Raw genomic sequence first — 20,117 nt, forward strand, 5'->3', positions numbered from 1 at the left:
CCCGTCGACCCCGAATACCCCGCCGACCGCATCACCTACATGCTGGAGGACTCCCGCCCCGTCCACGTCCTCGCGACCCCGCTGGACGAACTGCCCCTGGACACTCTCGCCACCACCGACATCACCGACACCGAACGCACCGCACCACTGCTGACCGACTCCCCCGCCTACGTCATCTACACCTCCGGCTCCACGGGCCGCCCCAAGGGAGTCGTCGTCACCCACTCCGGGCTTCCGGCGCTGGCCGCCGGGCAGATCGAACGGTTCGGGGTGGATTCCGGGAGCCGGGTGCTTCAGTTCGCCTCGCCGAGCTTCGACGCCGCCGTCTCCGAGGTGTGCATGGCGCTGCTGGCGGGGGCGCGGCTGGTCATGGCCCCGGCCGGGCCTGCCCGCCCGCCCTGGTGGACACCTGGTCCGCCGGCCGCCGCATGATCAACGCCTACGGCCCCACCGAGACCACCGTCTGCGCCACCATGAGCCGTCCCCTCTCCGGCGCCGTCACCCCGCCCATCGGCACCCCGATCCTGGGCGCGAGCGTCTATGTGCTCGACGCCCGGCTGCGTCCGGTGCCGGCCGGCGTCCCGGGCGAGCTGTACGTGTCCGGCGCCGGGCTGGCGCGGGGCTATCTGAACCGTCCGGGCCTGACGGCGGGCCGGTTCGTCGCCGATCCGTTCGGTGCGCCGGGTGACCGCATGTACCGCACCGGAGACCTGGTCCGCTGGCGGAACGACGGCCAGCTCGAGTTCGTCGGACGCGCCGACCACCAGGTCAAGATCCGCGGCTTCCGCGGCCCGGCGACCGGCGGATCGTCGCGTACGCCGTCACCGACGCACCCGCCGGGGAACTACGGGCGCTGGCCGCCGAGCGGCTGCCCGAGTACATGGTCCCGTCGGCGATCGTGCCGCTCGACGCACTGCCCCTGACCCCCAACGGCAAACTCGACCACAAAGCGCTCCCCGCCCCGCAGCTGGTCGGCCGGGCCCGGCGGGCTGGGCTGGAGTTCACCGCCCGCGATGTGTTCGCGCACCGGTCGGCGGCCCGGCTGGCGGTCGTGGCGAGGGCGGTGGAGCAGGACGCGCCCGCCGTGACGGACGACGGCACCGGCGAGGTCGTCGCCACCCCGATCATGCACTGGCTGCGCGGACTCGGCGGTGCCTGGAGCGGGTTCAACCAGTCGATGACCGTGCGGGTGCCCGCCGGGGCGGAGGCCGGGCGGATCGCCGAAGCCCTTCAGGCCCTGCTCGACCGGCACGACGTCCTGCGGCTGCGGGCATGCCCTCAGGCCGAGGGCCGGCGGCTCGAGGTACGGGAGGCCGCGCGGGTCCGGGCCGCCGAGCTGCTGCACCGCGTCGACGCGCGCGGGCTGGACGGGCGGGAGCTGATCGCCCTGATGACGGCGGAGGGCGAGGCGGCACGACAACTGCTCGCGCCCGAGGACGGGTCCGTGGTGCGGTTCGTCTGGTACGACCGCGGCACCGACCGGCCCGGGCTGCTCCTGCTGCTCGCCCACCACCTGGTGGTGGACGGGGTGTCCTGGCGGATCCTGCTGGCCGATCTGGCGGCGGCCTGGCACGGTGAGGAGCTCGCGCCGGTGCCGACGTCGTTCCGCCGCTGGGCCGCCGCGCTCGCCTCGGCCGCCCCGGCCCGGCGCCCCGAACTGCCGCTGTGGCAGGACATCGTGGCCACGCCCGACCCGCTGCTCGGGTCTCGGGCGCTGGATTCGGCGCGGGACACCGCCGTCACCACCCGGCAGCTCACCCTGACCCTGGCGCCCGAGGACACCGAGCCGCTGCTGACCGACGTTCCGGCCGCCGTGCACGGCGGTGTGAACGACGTGCTGCTGACGGCCCTCGCCCTCGCCGTGCACGAGCATCGGCGCGGGCGCGGGCAGCACGCCCCGGCGCTGCTGGTGGACCTGGAGGGGCACGGCCGTGAGGAGCTCGGCGAGGGCGTCGATCTGTCGCGGACCGTGGGCTGGTTCACCTCGCTGTGTCCGGTGCGGGTCGAGCCGGGCGACGGGCCGCTGCCGGACGCGCTGAAGCGGGTCAAGGAGCAGTTGCGCGCCCTGCCCGACCACGGCATCGGCTACGGCCTGCTGCGCCACCTCGACCCGGAGTCGGCCGCCGTGCTGGGCGGCTGTCCCACCCCGCAGATCGGGTTCAACTACCTGGGCCGGATGTCCGCGGGCGCCGCACCGGCCGCCGAGGGCGAGTTCGCGGCGTCCGCCGACTGGGCGGCCGTGTCCGGCGCCCCCGCCCCGGCACCACGCGACCCGGACATGCCGGTGGCGCACGCCCTGGAGGTCAACTCCGTGACGCTGGACCGGCCCGGCGGGCCCGAGCTGACGGCCACCTGGACCTGGCCGCAGGAGCTGTTCGACGAGACGGCGGTCCGCGCCCTCGCGGCCGGCTGGTTCGACGCGCTGCGGGCGCTCACCGAGAGCGTGCGCGCCCGGCAGACCGGTGGCTTCACCCCGTCCGACCTGGACCTGGTCTCCCTGAGCCAGGACGAAATCGACGACTTGGAAGCAGAATTGAGGGACCTCGCATGAAGACATCCGGGCTCGAGGACGTCCTGCCGCTCTCGCCGCTGCAGGAGGGCCTGCTCTTCCACGCCCTGGAAGGCGCGGCGGACACCGACGCGACAGGCACCGGCGACAACGACGTGTACACCGCCCAGATGGTGCTGGACCTGACCGGCCCGCTGGACGCCGCCCGGCTGCGCACCGCCGCCGGGGCGCTGCTGCGCCGGCACGCCAACCTGCGGGCCGGGTTCCGGCAGCGCGCCAACGGCCAGGCCATCCAGGTCGTGCACCGCGAGGTGCCGCTGCCCTGGCAGGAGTCGGACCTGACCGGTCTGCCGGAAGCGGAGCGGGAGGCCGCGCTCGGGCGGATCCTGGACGAGGAGCGTGCCCGGCCGTTCGACCTGGCCGTGCCGCCCGCGCTGCGGTTCCGGCTGGTGCGTCGCGCGGCGGACCGGCACGCCCTGGTGCTGACCAACCACCACATCCTGTGGGACGGCTGGTCGGCGCCGGTCCTGCAGCGGGAGCTGCTGACCCTGTACGCCGGCCACGGCGACCCCTCGGGGCTGGAGCCGGTCACCCCGTACCGCACCTATCTGGCGTGGCTGGCCGCGCAGGACCGGGCCGCCTCCGAGCGTGCCTGGCGACAGGCGCTGGCCGGGCTGGACAGGCCCACGCTGGTCGCGCCCGGTACCGGTCGGGCATCGGTGCGGCCACGGTGGCACACCGTGGAGCTGACCGAGGAGCGCACGGCGGCGCTGCTGGGCGCGGCCCGGGCCGACGGGCTGACGCTCAACACCGTCCTCCAGGGCGCCTGGGCGCTGACCCTGCGGGAACTGACCGGGCAGGACGACGTGGTGTTCGGCTCGGTGGTGTCCGGGCGGCCGCCGCAGCTGCCCGGCGTGGAGACCATGGTCGGCCTGTTCATCAACACCGTTCCGGTCCGGGTCCGGCTCGACGCCGCGCTGCCGCTGGCCCGGTCGCTGGTGCGGCTCCAGGAGGAGCAGGCGCTGCTCCTGGACCACCAGCAGCTGCGGCTCGGCGACGTACAGCGGATCGCCGGTCACGGGGAGCTGTTCGACACCGTGCTGACCGTCGAGAACTACCCCGGCGGCGGCGGTCCGCAGCCGGTCCACGACGGGGTGCGGGTCGCCCGGGTCACCGGGCAGGACGCGGCGCACTACCCGATGCGGCTGATCGCCGGCCTCGCCGGCCGGCGGCTGGTGGTCCGCCTGGAGTACCGGCCCGACCTGTACGACGAGGACACCTCGCGGATGGTCCTCGGTCATGTCGTACGGCTGCTGCGGACCGCCGCCGACCGGCCCGGCACCACGGTCGGCGGGCTGCCCCACCTGCTGCCGCAGGAGGGTGCCCCGCTGCCCGGCCGCGCCGAGGCGCCGAAGGGCGGCGAGGAGAGCGCGCCCGTGGCGGTGACGCGCTCCGGCGGCCCGCGGGAGGAGATCCTGTGCGGGCTGTTCGCCGAGGTGCTCGGGCACCCGTCCTTCGGTCCCGGGGAGAGCTTCTTCGGGCGGGGCGGGCATTCGCTGTCGGCGCTGAAACTGCTCGGCCGGGTCCGGGCCGTCTTCGGTGTCTCGCTGCCGGTGCGCGAGCTGTTCGCCGCCCCCACCCCGGCGCTGTTCGGCGAGCGGATCCGGCAGGCGGCCGGGGAACCGGACCGGCCCGAGCCGGCCGCCCGGCCGAGGCCCGCGCGGATCCCGCTGTCGTTCGCCCAGCAGCGGCTGTGGTTCCTGTATCGGGCTGAGGGCCCGAGCCCCACCTACAACGTGCCGATTCCGCTGCGGCTGACCGGCGAGCTCGACCTGGCCGCGCTCACCGCCGCGCTCGGCGATCTGACCCGCCGCCACGAGAGCCTGCGGACGGTGTTCCCGGCCGAGCAGGGCGTGCCGTACCAGCGGGTGCTCCAGGAGGCGGTGCCGCCCGTCGAGGTGGTCGACACCGACCCGGAGGGGGCCGCCGAGCTGCTGGCCAAGGCCGCCCGGTACCCGTTCGACCTGGCTGCCGAGATCCCGCTGCGGGCCACCGTGCTGCGCCTGGGCCCGCGCGAGCACGTGTTGCTGCTGCTCGTCCATCACATCGCCGCCGACGGCGGCTCCGTCGCCCCGCTCCTCGCCGATCTCGCGGAGGCCTACACCGCGCGCGGCCGGGGTACCGCGCCCGGCTGGCTGCCGCTGCCGCTGCAGTACGCCGACTACGCGCTGTGGCAGCGTGAGGTGCTGGGCGACGAGGACGACCCGGACAGCCCGCTCGCCCGCCAGCTGGCGTTCTGGCGCTCCGCCCTCGCGGGTGCACCGGGCACCCTGGACCTGCCGGCCGACCGGCCCCGCCCGGCCGTCGCCGACCACCGGGGCGGCACCGTGACGTTCCGGTCCGGCGCCGCGACGCACCGGCGGCTCACCGAGCTGGCCCGCGCCACCGGCTCCACCGTGTTCATGGTCGTACAGGCCGCGCTCGCCGCGCTGCTCAGCCGGATGGGCGCCGGGGACGACATCCCTCTCGGCACCGCCGTCGGGGGGCGCGGAGCGCCGGCGCTGGAGGGTCTCACCGGGTTCTTCGTCAACACGCTGGTGCTGCGCACGGACACCTCCGGCGACCCCGCCTTCAGCGAGCTGGTGTCCCGGGTGCGGAAGACCGACCTGGCCGCCTACGACCACCAGGACCTGCCCTTCGAGCGGCTGGTGGAGGCGGTCAACCCGGTGCGGTCCGCCGCCGCGCACCCGCTGTTCCAGGTGATGCTCGCCTTCCAGAACAACGCCGAGCCCAGCATGCGCATGCCCGGCCTGGCCGTCGGCTTCGAGGGGCTGGCCACCAACGCCGCGCGCTGCGACCTGTCGTTCAGCGTCGCCGAGACCAGGGGCGAGGACGGTGCCCCGGGGGGCCTGCGCGGCATCCTGGAGTACGCCCGCGCGCTGTTCGACCCGGAGACCGCGCAGGACCTCGCCGACCGGTTCGTACGGCTCCTGGACGCCGCCGCCCAGGACCCGGAGCGCCGGCTGAGCGCGCTCGACCTGCTCTCCGCCGGGGAGCGGGCCCAGCTCGCCGCCGAGGCCGAGCGGGCCGCGCCCGCCGCCGCCCCGGACACCCTGCCCGCCCTGTTCGCCCGGCAGGCCGCCCGCACCCCCGACGCGCCCGCCGTACAGCACGGTGCGACGACCCTGACGTATGCCGAACTGGACGCCAGGGCCAATCGGCTGGCGCACCGGCTGGCCGAACTGGGCGCCGCACCCGAGACGTTCGTCGCGCTGGCCCTGCCCGCCTCGGCGGACCTGGTGGTGGCGGTGCTCGCGGCCACCAAGGCAGGCGCCGCCTGGGTGCCGCTGGACCCCGAATACCCCCGTCAGCGCTTGGAGTTGATGCTCGCCGAGACCGCGCCCTGCGCCGTACTGGCCACCGAGGAGTCGGCCCGCCGGCTGCCCGCCACCAGCACTCCCGTGCTGATCGGCACCGACGCGCCCGGCAGGCCGGCCGAGGCGCCCCCCACCGTGCTGCGGCCCGGTCACCCGGCCTACGTCATCTACACCTCGGGCTCCACCGGCACACCGAAGGGTGTCGTCGTCACCCATGCCGGGCTTGCCGGGCTCGGCGAGAGCAGCCGGCGCGACCACGGGGCCGGGCCGGGCAGCCGGGTGCTGCAGTTCGTCTCCCCGAGCTTCGATGTGTCGGTGGCCGAACTGTGCATGGCGCTGCTCACCGGCGCCTGCCTGGTCATCCCCGAACAGCGGCCGGTCGGCGACGGGCTGGCCGCGTTCCTGGCCGAACAGCGGATCAGCCACGCCCATCTGCCGCCCGCGGTGCTCGCCGGGCTGCCTCCGGCGGACCTGCCCGACCTCGCCACGCTGATGACCGGCGGCGAGGCCTGCACCCCGCAACTGGTGGGCCGGTGGGCGCCGGGCCGGCGCATGGTGAACGCCTACGGGCCCACCGAGGCCACCTGCGAGGTCACCTACGCCGTGCAGGACCCGACCGCCGGCGGCTCCGCGCGGTCCATCGGCCGGGCCATGGACGGCGTCCGCGTCCACGTCCTCGACGCCTCGCTGCGCCCCACCCCGCCGGGCGCGCCGGGCGAGCTGTACATCGCCGGGCCCGGGCTGGCGCGCGGCTACCTCGACCGCCCGGCACAGACCGCGGGCCGGTTCGTCGCCGACCCGTACGGGTCCCCGGGGACGCGCATGTACCGCACCGGCGACCTGGTGCGCCGGATGCGCGACGGCCGGCTGGACTTCGTCGGCCGGGCGGACGGGCAGGTCAAGCTGCGCGGCTTCCGCATCGAGACCGGCGAGATCGAGTCCGCCCTGCTGGACGTGCCCGGCGTGCGGCACGCGGCCGTCGTGGTCCGCGAGGACCGGCCCGGCGACCCGCGGCTCGTCGCCTACGCGGTGGCCGCCGCGCCGGACCTGGACACCGCGGGGGCGCTGGCCGCGCTGCGCGGCCGGCTGCCCGAGTACATGGTGCCGGGCGTGCTGGTCACCCTGGACGAGCTGCCGCTGACCCCCAACGGCAAGCTGGACGTGCGCGCGCTGCCCGCCCCGGCCGAGCCGTCGGGTCCCGGCCGGGCGCCGCGCACCGCCCGCGAGGAGCTGATGTGCCGGCTGTTCGCGGAGGTGCTCGGCGTGGCCGAGGTCGGCATGGACGACAGCTTCTTCGCCCGCGGCGGCCACTCGCTGCTCGCCTCCCGCCTGGCCGGTCTGGTCGGGCAGGCGCTCGGCACCGAGCCCGGTGTCCGCGAGATCTTCGCGGCGCCCACCCCCGCGCTGCTGCTGCGCCTCGTCGACGGGGACGGCGACGGGGACTCCCCCGGCGCCGGCTTCACGCCCCTGCTGCCGCTGCGGACCGCCGGGACGAAGACCCCGCTGTTCTGCGTCCACCCGGTGGGCGGGCTCGCCTGGTGCTACTCGGGACTGCTGCGCACCCTCGATCCCGAACGGCCGGTGTACGGGCTCCAGTCGGCGGGCCTGGACGGCACCGCGCCACTCGCCGCCACCCTCGACGGGATGCTCGACGGCTATGTCGAGCAGCTACGCGCGGTGCAGCCGCACGGCCCCTACCGGCTGCTCGGCTGGTCCCTGGGCGGCACGCTCGCCCATCTGCTCGCCGCCGAACTCCAGCGGCGCGGCGAGCAGGTCGAGCAGCTGGTGCTGCTCGACGCCTACCCGGTCGAGGAGCACCGGCGCGCGTACCTGAGCGCCGAGCAGGTGCTGGGCGACCTGTGCCGGGCCCACGCCAGGCTGCACGGCGACGACCCCGACGCCGTACCCGAGGGGGCCGCCGCGCTGAGCGAGCGCATCGTGGACTACCTGGGCCGCGGCGACTCCGAGCTGAGCCGCCTCGATCCGGAGCAGCGGCACGCGGTGCTCGGCGCCCTGGTGAACAACGTACGGCTCGTCTCGCCCGCCGAACCGCCGGTGTTCAAGGGCGACATCCTGCTCGTCGCCGCCACCGAGGACGTCCGCGACTGGGCCGACCAGGAGGCCTGGACGCCGTATGTCTCCGGTGTCGTGGACCGGCTGGAGGTGGCCGCCACCCACGAGGGTCTGCTGGCCCCCGGACCGGCCGCGGAGACAGGCCGGCTGCTCGGCTGCCGCGACTGACCCATCCGCATCCGAGGGGCGGTACGCGGTTCGCGTACCGCCCCTCACGCATGTCCGCCCGGTGGCCGGAACTGGACCGATACCTCGCCGATAAGGCCGGTTCATACGGTCTAAGCCGCACGCAGAGGCCGGATCCGGCCCCCGCGATCGAGCTCATGTTCCGGCCGATGTTCCGGCTGACTTTCCGATGGAGGCGACACTCGTGGTGGACGGGGCGGACGAGATCGGCGGCGCGGCCGGCCGGGAGTACTGGAACGCTGTCGTGTGCGCGGGGGGCTTCACCCCGCTGCCGGGCTGGGCCGCCGAGCCCGGCGTCCCCGGCACGGCCGAGACCCGCGCGCGGCTGCCGGAGAGCGCCCGCGCGCACCTCGACGCGGCCCTGCTGCTCGCCGTGCACGCCAAGGTGGTGGCGGCGCTGACCGGGGACCGGGACACGGTCACCGGGTTCCAGCCGGCCCGCGGCCGGGCCCTGCCCGCGCGGATCACCGTCGAGGACGGCAGCTGGCGGGAGCTGACGGCCACCGCCGCGGGCACCCTGCGCACGGTGCTCGCCTTCACCGCGGACGCCCCGGCCACGGAACCCCCCATGTACGACACCCTCGTCGCACCCCGTGCGGCGGACCTGCCCACCGAGCTGCCGCGCGGGGTCGTCCTGGGTGTCGCCGCCGACGGCGACACCCTGCTGGTGCGGCACCGCACCGACGTCCTGGACGCGGCGGCGGCCCGCCGGATCGCCGGGTACCACGTCACCGCCCTCACCCGGGCCCTCGCCGAGCCCGGCGCGGACCACCACGCCCGGCACCTGCTCGGTGAGGAGGAACTGCGCTACCAGAGTGCGGAGTTGAGCGGCCCGGTACGACCGCTGCCGGACCGGCGCTGCCACCAGCTCTTCGAGGAGCGGGCGCACGCCCACCCGGACGCGGTCGCCGTCGAACTGGGCGAGCGGGCGCTGACGTACGGCGAACTCAACCGCCACGCCAACCGGATCGCCTGGCGGCTGCGCGAGCAGGGACTCGCGGACGAGGACGTGGTCGCCGTCGTCACCGAGCGCGACCTCGACTGGGCGGCCGCGCTCCTCGGCACCTTCAAGGCGGGCGGCGCCTATCTGCCCGTGGAGCCGCACTTCCCGGCCTCCCGGATCGCGGGCATGCTGCGCCGCAGCGGCTGCCGGCTGCTGCTCACCACCGGCGAGGGCTCCGCCTCCCTGCGGCAGGCCGTCGCGGACCTCGGCGACGAGGCCCCCGCCGTACTGGCCGTCGACCGGCTGCCGGACACGCTGCCCGACACGGACCCCGAGCTGCCGGTGGCCGCCGACGCGCTCGCCTACATCTACTTCACCTCCGGTTCCACGGGCGAGCCCAAGGGCGCCATGTGCGAACACGCCGGCCTCGTCAACCACCTCCTCGCCAAGATCGAGGACCTGGGCATCACCGCGGACAGCACGGTCGCCCAGACCGCCCCGCAGTGCTTCGACATCTCCCTGTGGCAACTGGTGGCGGCGCTGGTCGCCGGCGGCCGTACCCGGATCGTCGAGCAGGACGCCATCCTCGACATCGGCCGTTTCGTCGACGTCCTGGAGACCGGCCGGGTCCAGGTGGCCCAGCTCGTCCCCTCCTATCTGGAGGTGCTGCTGACCTGGCTGGACGGCCGCCCCGGGCGGCTGCCCGAGCTGCGGATCGTGTCGGCGACCGGTGAGGCGCTGAAGAAGGAACTGGTGGAGCGCTGGTTCCAGACCTTCCCCGGGGTGCCGCTCGTCAACGCCTACGGCCTCACCGAGACCAGCGACGACACCAACCACGAGGTGATGCGGGCCGCTCCCCGGGGCGCTTCGGTGCCGCTCGGCCGGCCGGTGCGCAACGTGCGCGTGCGGGTCGTCGACGAGCGGATGATGCCGGTGCCGCTCGGGGCGCCCGGCGAGATCGTCTTCCAGGGCGTGTGCGTGGGCCGTGGTTACGTCAACGACGAGGAGCGCACCGCCGCCGCGTTCCTGCCCGACCCGGACGAGCCGGGCGGGCGCCTGTACCGCTCCGGTGACTTCGGCCGGTGGGCGGCGGACGGTCGGCTGGAGTTCCACGGGCGCCGGGACGCCCAGTTGAAGATCCGCGGCTTCCGCATCGAGATCGGCGAGATCGAGAACCACATGATGCGGGCCGCCGGGGTCCGGGACGCCGCCGTGGTCGTCGCCGGCACCGGCGAGGACCGCTTCCTGGTGGGCTACTGCACCCGCTCCGGCACCGCCGAACCGGCCGGGCTGCGCGAGAAGCTGGCCGCGTCCCTGCCGTCCTACATGGTGCCCGCCCGGCTCGTCGTGCTGGACGCCATGCCCCTCACCCCCAACGGGAAGATCGACAAGAAGGAGCTGACCCGCCGGGCGCAGTCCGCCGCTCCCGAGCCCGCCGACGTCTCCTCGGGCGAGCCGCGGACGCCCACCGAGCGGCGGCTGGCCGAGCTGTGGAGCGCGGCCCTGAAGGTGCCGACGCACCGCATCCGCCGCGACGCCCACTTCTTCGTCCTCGGCGGCACCTCGCTGAGCGCGGTCCGCCTCGCCATCAGCCTCGACCGGCGGGTCACCGTCGGCGAACTGGCCGCCCACCCCGTCCTGTCGGACCTCGCCGCCCTGCTCGACGAGCGTGCCGTCGCGCTCGCGGCGAGCTGACCCGAAGCCGTGCACACCGCCAGCCGGCCCCTGCCCCGGAAGGGAGGACCGTGGACGACCTCCGTCTTAGGCCTTCCCGGTCCCGGGGGCCACGCCCACCCGAACACCGGTGCTCGCCGCCCTGCTCGACGAGCGTGCGGCCGTGCTCTTGCGCACCGCCAGCCGGCCCCTGCCCCGGAAGGAAGGACCCGTGGACGACCTCGGCTCCCGCCCCCGGTCCCGGGGGCCGCGCCCACCCGAACGCCGGTGCTCGCCGCCCTGCGCGCCGAGGTGGTCGCGGGCGGGCCGGAGCGGGCTGCGGGCCGGGACGGGGGCGCCGCGCCGGCCACGGCGCATCGAGGCCGGCGCCCTGTTCCCGCCCGGCCCCGGCCCCGCGCTCGCCCCGCAGGCCTGCCTGTCGCTCCACCGCCCCGCCTTCCCATGAGACCCGGCCCTTCACCGGAGGAAGAGACCGCACATGACGTCCGTTCTTGATCTGACGGCCCCCGTGCCGGAGACAGCCCCCGCCCCCCAGGCAGCCGCCACCCGGGTTCCCGTCGTCGCCGCCGACGGCGGGGGCGACCCCGCGGGCTGGGCGGCGTCCCACCGCGCCGAGGTGCGCGCGGCCCTCGCCGACGCCGGCGCGGTCCTGCTGCGCGGGCTCGGCCCGCGCACCCCCGAGGAGGTGGGCGCGGTGGCCGCCGCGCTCGGCATCGAGGCGATGCCCGAGCGCGAGGGGTTCGCCCCGCGCCGCACCCTCGCCCCGGGCGTGCTGTCCTCCTCGGAGTGGCCGCCCGACGAACCGATGTGCATGCACCACGAGGTGAGCTATGCGGCCGAGGTGCCCTCGACGCTGCTGTTCGCCTGTCTGCGCGCCCCGGACGAGGGCGGCGCCACCGCCCTCGCCGACGGGCAGGCTGTGCTTCGGGCACTGCCGGCGGACCTGGTCGAACCGTTCGCCCGCGAGGGCTGGCAGCTCACCCGCAGCTACCGCGAGGTCGGCGTCGCCTGGACCGAGGCGTTCGGTACGGAGGACCCCGCCGAGGTGGCCGCGTACTGCGCCCGCGAGGCCGTGGAGCACAGCTGGCTGCCGGACGGCGCGCTGCGCACCCGCCAGCGCCGGGCCGCCGTCCTCACTCACCCCGGCACCGGCCGGCCCGTCTGGTTCAACCAGGTCGCGTTCCTCAACGAGCGCACCCTCGACCCGATGGTCCGCGAGTACCTCACCGACGTGTACGGGCCCGGCGCCCTGCCGTTCACCACCGCCTACGGCGACGGGCGGCCGATCCCGGACGAGGTCGTCGAGACCATCGACCGGGCCTACCGGGCCGCCACCGTCCGCGAGCCCTGGATCACCGGTGACGTCCTCGTCGTCGACAACCTGCGCATGGCCCACAGCCGCGAGCCCTACGAGGGCGACCGGCGGATCGCCGTGGTCCTCGGCGACCCGGTCCGCCTGCCCGGTCACGTCCGGGCGCTCTGACCCCAGGAGAACACCCATGTCCTCACCCACCACGGCAGCACCCGCGTTCGCCGTGATCTCCGGAGCCCAGGTCGACCGGGCCATCGGCGGCAGGTACGAGGAGGTCGTCCGGATCGTGGAGGCGGCCTACCGCGCGCACGGCAGCGGAGACACCGTCAACCCGCCCTCGTACTTTCTGCGCTTCCCCGACCGGCCCAGCTCGCGGATCATCGCGCTGCCCGCCTCCCTCGGCGGCGACACCCCCGTCGACGGGGTGAAGTGGATCTCCAGCTTCCCTCAGAACGTGGCCGCCGGGCTGCCCCGGGCCTCCGCCGTGCTGATCCTCAACGACCCGGCCACCGGCTATCCGCTGGCCTGCCTGGAGAGTTCCATCATCAGCGCCGCCCGCACCGCCGCGTCGGCCGCGCTCGCCGCCCGGGAGCTGTCCACCCACCGCGAGCGCCCACGCCGTATCGGCTTCGTCGGCACCGGCCTGATCGCCCGGTTCGTGCACGCCTATCTGGCCGGCACCGGCTGGGAGTTCGCCGAGACGGGCGTGTTCGACCTGGACCCCGCGCACGCCGAGGGGTTCACCGGCTACCTGGAGCGCGGCGGCACGCCCGGCACGCTCACCGTCCACGACAGCGCCGAGCAACTGATCCGCTCCAGCGACCTCGTCGTCTTCGCCACCGTCGCCGGCGAGCCGCACGTCACCGACCCCGGCTGGTTCGCGCACAACCCGCTGGTGCTGCACGTCTCACTGCGCGACCTGGCGCCCGAGGTGGTGCTGGACGCCTTCAACGTCGTCGACGACGTCGACCACTGCCTGAAGGCGAACACCTCGCTCCATCTGGCCGAACAGCGCACCGGGAACCGGGACTTCGTGCACGGCACGCTGTACGACGTGCTCACCGGCGCCCTCCGGCCACCCGCCGACCGGACGGTGGTCTTCTCCCCGTTCGGCCTCGGGGTCCTCGACCTCGCGCTCGGCCGGCACGTCCACGACACCGTGCGCGAGGCCGGCGAACTGGCCGTCGTGGACGGCTTCTTCCACGAGATGCGCCGCTACGGCTGACCGCCCGCCGAGCGCATCCCGTCACCAGAGCGGAGGTTCCATGCCGATCATCTCGGCTCCGCAGGACTTCAACGAGGACGACCTGTACGTCGACCTCTGGCCGGTCCTCGGCTCATCGGCCTATCTCAAGTGCGAGGGGTTCAACTTCAGCGGCTCCATCAAACAGAAGGCCGCCCTGTCCATGATCGAGGCGGCCGAGCGCAGCGGTGTGCTGCGGGAGGGCTCGGTGCTGGTCGAGTCCTCCTCCGGCAACCTGGGCGTGGCCCTCAGCGTGCTCGCGGCGAGCCGGGGCTACCGCTTCGTGTGCGTCACCGACTCCCGCTGCAACCTCGCCACCCGGCGCGCGATGGAGGCCTTCGGCGCGGAGGTCCGCATCGTCACCGAGCCGGACCCGGAGGGCGGCTTCCTCGGCGCCCGGATCGACCTGGTCCGCAGCCTGTGCGCGTCCGACAGCCGCTATGTCTGGCTGAACCAGTACCGCAACCCGGAGAACTGGCGGGCCCACTACCGCTGGACGGCGCCACCGATCGCGGAGCGGTTCCCCGGCCTGGACGTGCTGTTCGTCGGCGCCGGCACCACCGGCACCCTCATGGGCTGCGCCCGCTGGTTCAGGGAACACCGGCCGAAGGTGCGGATCGTGGCCGTGGACAGCGCCGGCTCGGTCACCTTCGGCGGCCCGCCCGCCACCCGGATGATCCCGGGCCTGGGCGCCGGTGTGCGGCCCGCGCTGCTCGACGAGTCCCTCGTCGACGACGTGGTGATCGTGCCCGAGCCGGAGACGGTGCGCATGTGCCACCGGCTCGCCGCCCGCGGCTTCCTGTTCGGGGGCTCCACCGGGACCGTCGTCGCCGGCGCCGGCGAATGGCTCGGCCGCCCCGGGGAGGACCGCGCCGACCTCGTCACCGTGGCCATCTCCCCGGACCTCGGGGAGCGCTATCTCGACACCGTGTACCAGAGCAACTGGGTGCAGGCCCTGTACGGCGACGAGCTCGCCGGAGAGCGCCTGCCCGTGCCCCACACCTGACACCCCGTCTGAAAAGGGAGACAAGCGATGAGCAACCCGTTCGAGGACCCGGAGGGCCGTTACCACGTCCTCGTCAACGACGAGGGCCAGTACTCGCTGTGGCCGTCCTTCGCCGATGTCCCCGCCGGCTGGCAGGCCGTGCTGGAGGACGCCGGACTGGAGGAGAGCCAGGCCTACGTCGAGGAGCACTGGACGGACATGCGTCCGCGCTCGGTCGCCGAAGCGATGGCCCATGCCGGCTGACACCCTCACCGAGGCGAGTGCCCACCGGCGGCTGATGGACCTGCTCGACGCGCACGCCGCCGGGTACCGGGTCATCGACCACCCGCCCGAGGGGCGCACCGTGGAGGCCAGCGCGCTGCGCGGCCATCCGCTGCGGCAGGCGGCCAAGTGCCTGGTGCTGCGGGTGGCCGGCGGCCCGGCCGGCCGCGGTCACGTCCTGGCGGTGGTGCCCGGCGACCGCCGGGTGGACACCGGCGCGGTGGCCGCACTGGCCGGACGGGCCCGCGCGGCCTTCGCGGACCGCGCCACCGCCGAACGCCTCACCGGCTGCGCCAGCGGTGCGGTCATCCCGTTCTCCTTCGACGCGCGGCTCACGCTCGTGGTGGACCGCGATCTGCTCGCCGAGGACGAGATCTACTTCAACGCCGCCCGCCTCGACCGGTCCGTCGCCCTGACCACCCGCGCCTACCGGCGCATCGCCGCCCCTCTCGTGGCGCCGATCAGCACCCGTGGATCCGACCGGAAAGCGATGACTCCATGACCCTGCTCCTCGACACCGCCGCCGTCTCCGCCCCGCCCCGCACCCTCACCGTCGGCGCCGGGGACGCGGGACGGATCACCGCGCTCGCCCGGCGCGTCGCCCCTGCCGGGGACGGCCGGGTGGACGACCACGCGTATGTCGCCGCCGCCCGTGACGCCTGGTGCGAGCTGCCGATCCCGCTGCGCCGCGGGCTCCGGGACTTCCGCCGCGACTCCGGGCCGGCCGGCACGCTGCTGGTGCGCGGACTGCCCGTCGACGAGGCGGAGCTGCCCGACACCCCGTCCGTGGGCGGCTCGGTGCAGCGCACCGCGTCCGTGCCCGCCGCCGTGCTGCTGATGGTGGCGGCCGGGCTCGGCGACCCGGCCGCCTTCCGGCCGGAGAAGACCGGCGCCCTCGTCCAGGACGTCGTCCCGGTTCCCGGCCAGGAGGACTTCCAGGGCAACGCCGGCTCGGCGCTGCTGTCCTTCCACACCGAGAACGCCTTCCACCCGCACCGCCCCGACTTCGTGATGCTGCTGTGCCTGCGCGCCGACCACGAGCGGGTGGCGGGCCTGCGCACCGGCTGCGTCCGCCAGACGCTCCCGCTGCTGTCCGAGGAGAGCCGGACGGCCCTGTGGGGCGAGGAGTTCGTGACGGCCGCCCCGCCCTCCTTCGGTGCGGCCGGCGCCGCCTCGCCGCACGCGGTGCTCACCGGTGCCGCCGAGGACCCCGACGTCCGGGTGGACTTCGCGGCCACCCGGGCGACCACGGACCGGGGCCGCGCCGCCCTGGCCGAGCTGGCCGAGCTGTTCGACCTGACCGCGCGGACGGTCCGGCTGGAACCCGGCGATCTGGCGATCGTCGACAACCGGGTCACCGTGCACGGCCGTACCGCCTTCCGCCCCCGCTACGACGGCCGGGACCGCTGGCTTCAGCGCAGCTTCGTCCTGACCGACCTGCGCCGCTCCCGCGGCTCGCGGGCGCGCGACGGCTACGTACTCGACTGACGACCGCGGCACAGTCCGCACGTAGGAATTGAGATGCCCGTGACCACACTTCTCGAACCGGCCGTGCCACGCGCCCAGTCCGCTCCGGTACGCGTCGACGTGCGCGTGGAGGAGACGCCGCTGCCGCCCCACGAACCGCTCGCCCTGTACTCGGCCCTGGCCGGGCGGCTCGGGACGGAGGACGTGTTCCTCCTGGAAAGCCCCGAGGGCCCGCTCCAGGACCGCGGCCGTGCCGTGGTCGGCCAGGGCCGGCTCGCGGAGATCGAGGTCCACGCCGGCCACGTCCGGGTGAGCGGCCGCGCCGAGGTGGCCCGCGCGCTGCTCGCCACCGCCGACCACCTGGGCATGCCCGTGCTCGGCCCGGACACCCGCGCCCTGGACCGGGCCGGCCGGGTGTGGGAGTTCCTCGGTGCGGCCCAGCGGCTGTTCCGGCTGCACACGCACGTCCCGGACGACGCCTTCGCGTTCGGCTTCGTGACCACGATCGGGTACGAGGCCGCCTGGCACATGGAGGACCTGCCCGCCCGCGCGCACCCGGACTCCGGCCCCGACTGCGTGCTGACCCTGTTCCGCGACACCGTCCACTACGACCTCGCCACCGGCGCCGTACGCCGTCTGCGCGCACACGCCGAGGTGTTCGGGCCGCCGCCCGGCCCGGACCCGGTCGCCGCGGCGCTCGCCGACCTGCCCGAGGTGGCGGGGGTGCCGGAGGCGCCCGAGCCGCGCTCGGTGCGCGACTCCACCGCGCGGGGGACCTTCCTGGCCCGCGCCGAGCGGTGCCTGGCGCACATCGGGGTCGGTGACGTCTACCAGATCCAGATCGGGCACAGCATCGAGGTCGACACCGGCCTCACCCCGCTCCAGGTCTACCGGCGGCTGCGCTCGCGCAACCCGTCGCCGTACATGTACCTGGTGCCCCGGGCCGGTACGACCCTGATCGGGGCCAGCCCCGAGATGCTGGTCGCCGCCCAGGGCGACCGGCTGGTGATGCGGCCCATCGCGGGCACCGCCCCACGCAGCGGGGACGCGGACACCGACGCGCGCCGGGTGGCCGCTCTGTCGGCCGACGAGAAGGAACGCGCCGAGCACATCATGCTCGTGGACCTGTGCCGCAACGACATCGGCCGCGTCTGCCTGCCGCGGACGCTGCGCACCGAGCAGCTGATGACCGTGGAGACGTACTCGCACGTCTTCCACCTCGTCTCGACCGTCTCCGGGACACTCGACCCGGCGCACGACACCTGGTCCGTGCTGCGTGCCACCTTCCCGGCGGGCACCGTGACCGGGGCGCCGAAGATCCGCTCCATGGAGCTGATCCAGGAGCTGGAGGACGGCCCGCGCGGCATGTACGCCGGGGCGGTGGGCCTGGTCGACGTCCGCGGCTGGAGCCTGCTCGCCCTGTGCATCCGCACCGTGGTGCACGACGGCGCCGTCTACCGCACGCAGGCCTGCGCCGGCATCGTCGCCGACTCCCGTCCCGAGCGGGAGTGGCACGAGACCCTGCACAAGATGGCCGCCGCCCACTGGGCGCTGACCGGGAAGGAGCTGCTGCCGTGAGGATCCTGGTCGTCGACGCCTACGACAGCTTCACCTACATCATCGACCAGTACCTGCGCGGCCTCGGCGTCGGCACCGAGGTGGTGCGCAGCGGCACCCGCACCCCCGGCGAGCTGCTCGCCTCGGCCCCGGACGCGGTGGTGCTGGGGCCGGGGCCCGGGCATCCGGCGGACAGCGGGCACGTCGACATCGTGCACGCCTTCGCCGGCCGCACCCCGCTGCTCGGCATCTGCCTCGGTCACCAGGCCGTGGGCCTCGCCTACGGCGGCAGGGTGGTGACCGCGGACCGGATACGGCACGGCAAGACCAGCGTCGTACGGCACGACGGCACCGGTCTGTACGAGGGGCTCGGCACCGAGACGACGGTGGCCCGCTACCACTCGCTGGTGGTGGCCGAGCCGCTGCCCGAACGGCTGGAGGTGACCGGGTACGCGGCGGACGACGGGTGTGTGATGTCCCTGCGTCATCGTCAACTGCCGGTGTACGGCGTGCAGTTCCATCCCGAGAGCGTGGCGACGACCGGGGGGATGCGGCTGCTGGACAACTTCCTGTCCGCCGCCCGCCGGTACGCCGCCGCCCGCGTGTGAGGCAGGAGACCCCGATGCGTATCCTCATCGCCGACGGCTCGGCCGTCCTGCGGGCGGGCCTCGCCCAGGTGCTGCGGGACGGCGGACACGAGGTGGCCGCCGTCCTGGCCGGCCCGTCCGCGCTGCCCGCGGCCGCCGTCCGGTGCCGCCCGGACGCCGTACTGGCGGGCCTGCGCCCCGCCGACGCCGACGCCGTCGTCGACGCCGTACTGGAGGCCGGGCGCGCCCTGCCCGGCCTCGCCTCGCTGCTGCACTGCGCCGCGCCCACCCCGGCCCTGGCCGCCCGTCTGTTCGGCGCCCGGCGCTCGGGCACGGCGCTGCTGCTGCACGACCAGGTCGTCGAGGCGGAGGTGCTGTTGCCCACGCTGGAGCGGATCGCGGCGGGCGGCACGGTCGCCGACCCGCGCGCGACCGGCGTGCTCGCCGCCGCGTTCCCGGCGGCCCCGAACGCGGGCGCCGGAGCAGGCCCGGCCGTCTGGGACGACCCCGGGCTGTCCGAGCTCAGCCCGCGCGAGCGGGACGTGCTACGGCTGATGGCGCTGGGCCGTACCAACAGCGCCATCGCCACCGACCTGTGCGTGTCCCCGGGCACGGTGGAGAAGCGCGTGGCCGCCGTCTTCACCAAGCTGGGCCTGAACGGCGGGGACGGCGAGAACCGCCGGGTCCTCGCCGTCCTGCGGCTGCTGTCCGCCGAGGACCCGGCCACCATGGCACCGCCGCCGCCCACCCGGGCCCCGGCCGAGCCGGTACCGCTGTCCGCCGGGCGCAGGAGGCTCTCGCCCGCCCCGCGCACCCGGGTGGCCTGACCCGGGTACGACGGTGCCCCCGACGGAATTCCTCCGTCGGGGGCACCGTCGTACCCCAAGCGCCCGGGACAGGGCCGCGGTCAGCGCTCCCCGGCCGCGAACCGGCGTACGGCTGCGCGCTGCCACTCGGTGACCCGGACGACCACCCACGGCAGCGCGAAGAAGGCCACCACGCCGGCCGCGAAGTGCAGCGCGACCGCACCGACCGGGCTCGGCCCGCCCCACGCGGGGTCGGGATAGGGCGCCCAGCCCCAGATCGGGTAGGTCAGGTTCCGCGCGGAGACGATGACCCAGCCGACGGTGGCCGCGAACGACGCCGTGGTCAGCAGCGCGTTGACGAAGAAGAACGCGACGGCGCCCGCGAAGCGGCCGCCGTCACGCGGCCCGAGGTGCTCGCCGAAGAAGAACCGCAGGCGCATGCGCTCGAAGGCGGGGCCCACCACGGCCGCGCCCAGCAGGGCCGCGAACAGCACCAGCGGCCCCACGCCCGGGTGTCCGCTGTCATGGGCGGCCTTCATGACGAACTGGAGCACGAGGACGAGCCCGGCGACGAGCGGCACCAGCAGGGCGTACAGCAGGCGCCGCCAGGTGTCGCGGCGGAACGGAAGGGTGAGCAGGCCCCACGGGGCGGGACGGGGCGCGGTGCGGGGCGGCCGGTCGCGCGGACCGGATCGGGTGGCGTTGGACACGATGGGTTCTTTCCTCTCTGGGACGGTCCTGAAGCCTGGGACGAACGCCGCGATGGGGGCCGGCCCGACGGCCGGCCCCCAGGGGCGTGGATCAGGCCGCGTCGGCCGCGGTGGCGGCCCCGGTGGTCCGTGCGGCGCCGGGTGCCGTGCCCGCGGACTCGGAGCGCGCCAGCGACAGCAGCTGGAGCGCGATCGCGGAGCCCGTGCGGCCCAGTGCGCCGTGGTACTGGCTCAGCACCTCGTTCTCCAGGGACAGCTGGTACTCGCGCAGGCCCGCGAGGCGGCGCAGGGTCCGCAACTGCCATACGGTCTCCTGGCGTTGCCGGACCAGCTCGATGATGTCCTGGTCGATGGCGCGCAGTTGCTGTCTCTGCTCACTGATCCGTGCGGAGTCGATCGGGGACAT

At 75.1% G+C, this 20,117-nt stretch carries 13 protein-coding genes and 1 pseudogene; 12 read left to right on the forward strand and 2 right to left on the reverse strand.

Going from position 1 to position 20,117, the window contains the following annotated elements:
• The 12 genes and pseudogenes from OO52_RS38035 to OO52_RS38090 form a co-directional block, all read left to right on the forward strand.
• Positions 1–2,551, forward strand: a pseudogene (locus tag OO52_RS38035) (AMP-binding protein); the annotation flags it as partial.
• The gene (locus OO52_RS38040) at positions 2,548–8,127 is read left to right on the forward strand and encodes a non-ribosomal peptide synthetase (protein ID WP_037630651.1); all 5,580 of its coding nucleotides are present in this window, start codon (positions 2,548–2,550) and stop codon (positions 8,125–8,127) included. The pseudogene OO52_RS38035 and the gene OO52_RS38040, both read left to right, overlap by 4 nt.
• A gap of 202 nt (positions 8,128–8,329) precedes the next feature.
• Positions 8,330–10,783 (forward strand): non-ribosomal peptide synthetase, encoded by a 2,454-nt coding sequence (locus OO52_RS38045; protein WP_234339913.1) that lies wholly within the window; start codon positions 8,330–8,332, stop codon positions 10,781–10,783.
• A 457-nt stretch (positions 10,784–11,240) separates the two neighbouring features.
• Positions 11,241–12,245: a TauD/TfdA family dioxygenase gene (locus OO52_RS38050; RefSeq protein WP_078629753.1), complete on the forward strand. Its 1,005-nt coding sequence runs from the start codon at positions 11,241–11,243 to the stop codon at positions 12,243–12,245.
• A 16-nt stretch (positions 12,246–12,261) separates the two neighbouring features.
• A complete protein-coding gene (sbnB, locus tag OO52_RS38055) occupies positions 12,262–13,299 on the forward strand; it encodes a 2,3-diaminopropionate biosynthesis protein SbnB (protein ID WP_030655625.1) in 1,038 nt (345 codons plus the stop codon).
• Positions 13,300–13,339: 40 nt separating this feature from the next.
• On the forward strand, positions 13,340–14,323 hold the full coding sequence (gene sbnA / locus OO52_RS38060; protein WP_030655628.1) for a 2,3-diaminopropionate biosynthesis protein SbnA: 984 nt from the start codon (positions 13,340–13,342) through the stop codon (positions 14,321–14,323).
• A 27-nt stretch (positions 14,324–14,350) separates the two neighbouring features.
• The gene (locus OO52_RS38065) at positions 14,351–14,566 is read left to right on the forward strand and encodes an MbtH family protein (protein WP_030655631.1); all 216 of its coding nucleotides are present in this window, start codon (positions 14,351–14,353) and stop codon (positions 14,564–14,566) included.
• The gene (locus OO52_RS38070; RefSeq protein WP_030986052.1) at positions 14,556–15,086 is read left to right on the forward strand and encodes a YbaK/EbsC family protein; all 531 of its coding nucleotides are present in this window, start codon (positions 14,556–14,558) and stop codon (positions 15,084–15,086) included. Before OO52_RS38065 ends, OO52_RS38070 begins: the two co-directional genes overlap by 11 nt.
• A complete protein-coding gene (locus tag OO52_RS38075) occupies positions 15,083–16,072 on the forward strand; it encodes a TauD/TfdA family dioxygenase (protein WP_030655634.1) in 990 nt (329 codons plus the stop codon). Before OO52_RS38070 ends, OO52_RS38075 begins: the two co-directional genes overlap by 4 nt.
• A gap of 33 nt (positions 16,073–16,105) precedes the next feature.
• Positions 16,106–17,629, forward strand: a complete 1,524-nt coding sequence (locus OO52_RS38080) for an anthranilate synthase component I family protein (RefSeq protein WP_106972134.1) — start codon at positions 16,106–16,108, stop codon at positions 17,627–17,629.
• Entirely contained in the window at positions 17,626–18,216 is a 591-nt protein-coding gene (locus OO52_RS38085; RefSeq protein ID WP_030655641.1) for an anthranilate synthase component II, read from the forward strand. Before OO52_RS38080 ends, OO52_RS38085 begins: the two co-directional genes overlap by 4 nt.
• A gap of 14 nt (positions 18,217–18,230) precedes the next feature.
• The gene (locus OO52_RS38090; protein WP_063738841.1) at positions 18,231–19,022 is read left to right on the forward strand and encodes a response regulator transcription factor; all 792 of its coding nucleotides are present in this window, start codon (positions 18,231–18,233) and stop codon (positions 19,020–19,022) included.
• Between the two features lie 80 nt (positions 19,023–19,102).
• Here OO52_RS38090 and OO52_RS38095 read toward each other — a convergent pair whose 3' ends face one another.
• Positions 19,103–19,711 carry a hypothetical protein gene (locus tag OO52_RS38095; protein ID WP_030655644.1) on the reverse strand — a complete coding sequence of 203 codons (609 nt, stop codon included), beginning with the start codon at positions 19,709–19,711 and terminating at the stop codon, positions 19,103–19,105.
• 91 nt (positions 19,712–19,802) lie between these two features.
• Positions 19,803–20,117, reverse strand: a complete 315-nt coding sequence (locus tag OO52_RS38100; protein ID WP_048910370.1) for a hypothetical protein — start codon at positions 20,115–20,117, stop codon at positions 19,803–19,805.

This window comes from Streptomyces flaveolus, assembly GCF_000716535.1.
Classification (GTDB): domain Bacteria; phylum Actinomycetota; class Actinomycetes; order Streptomycetales; family Streptomycetaceae; genus Streptomyces; species Streptomyces flaveolus_A.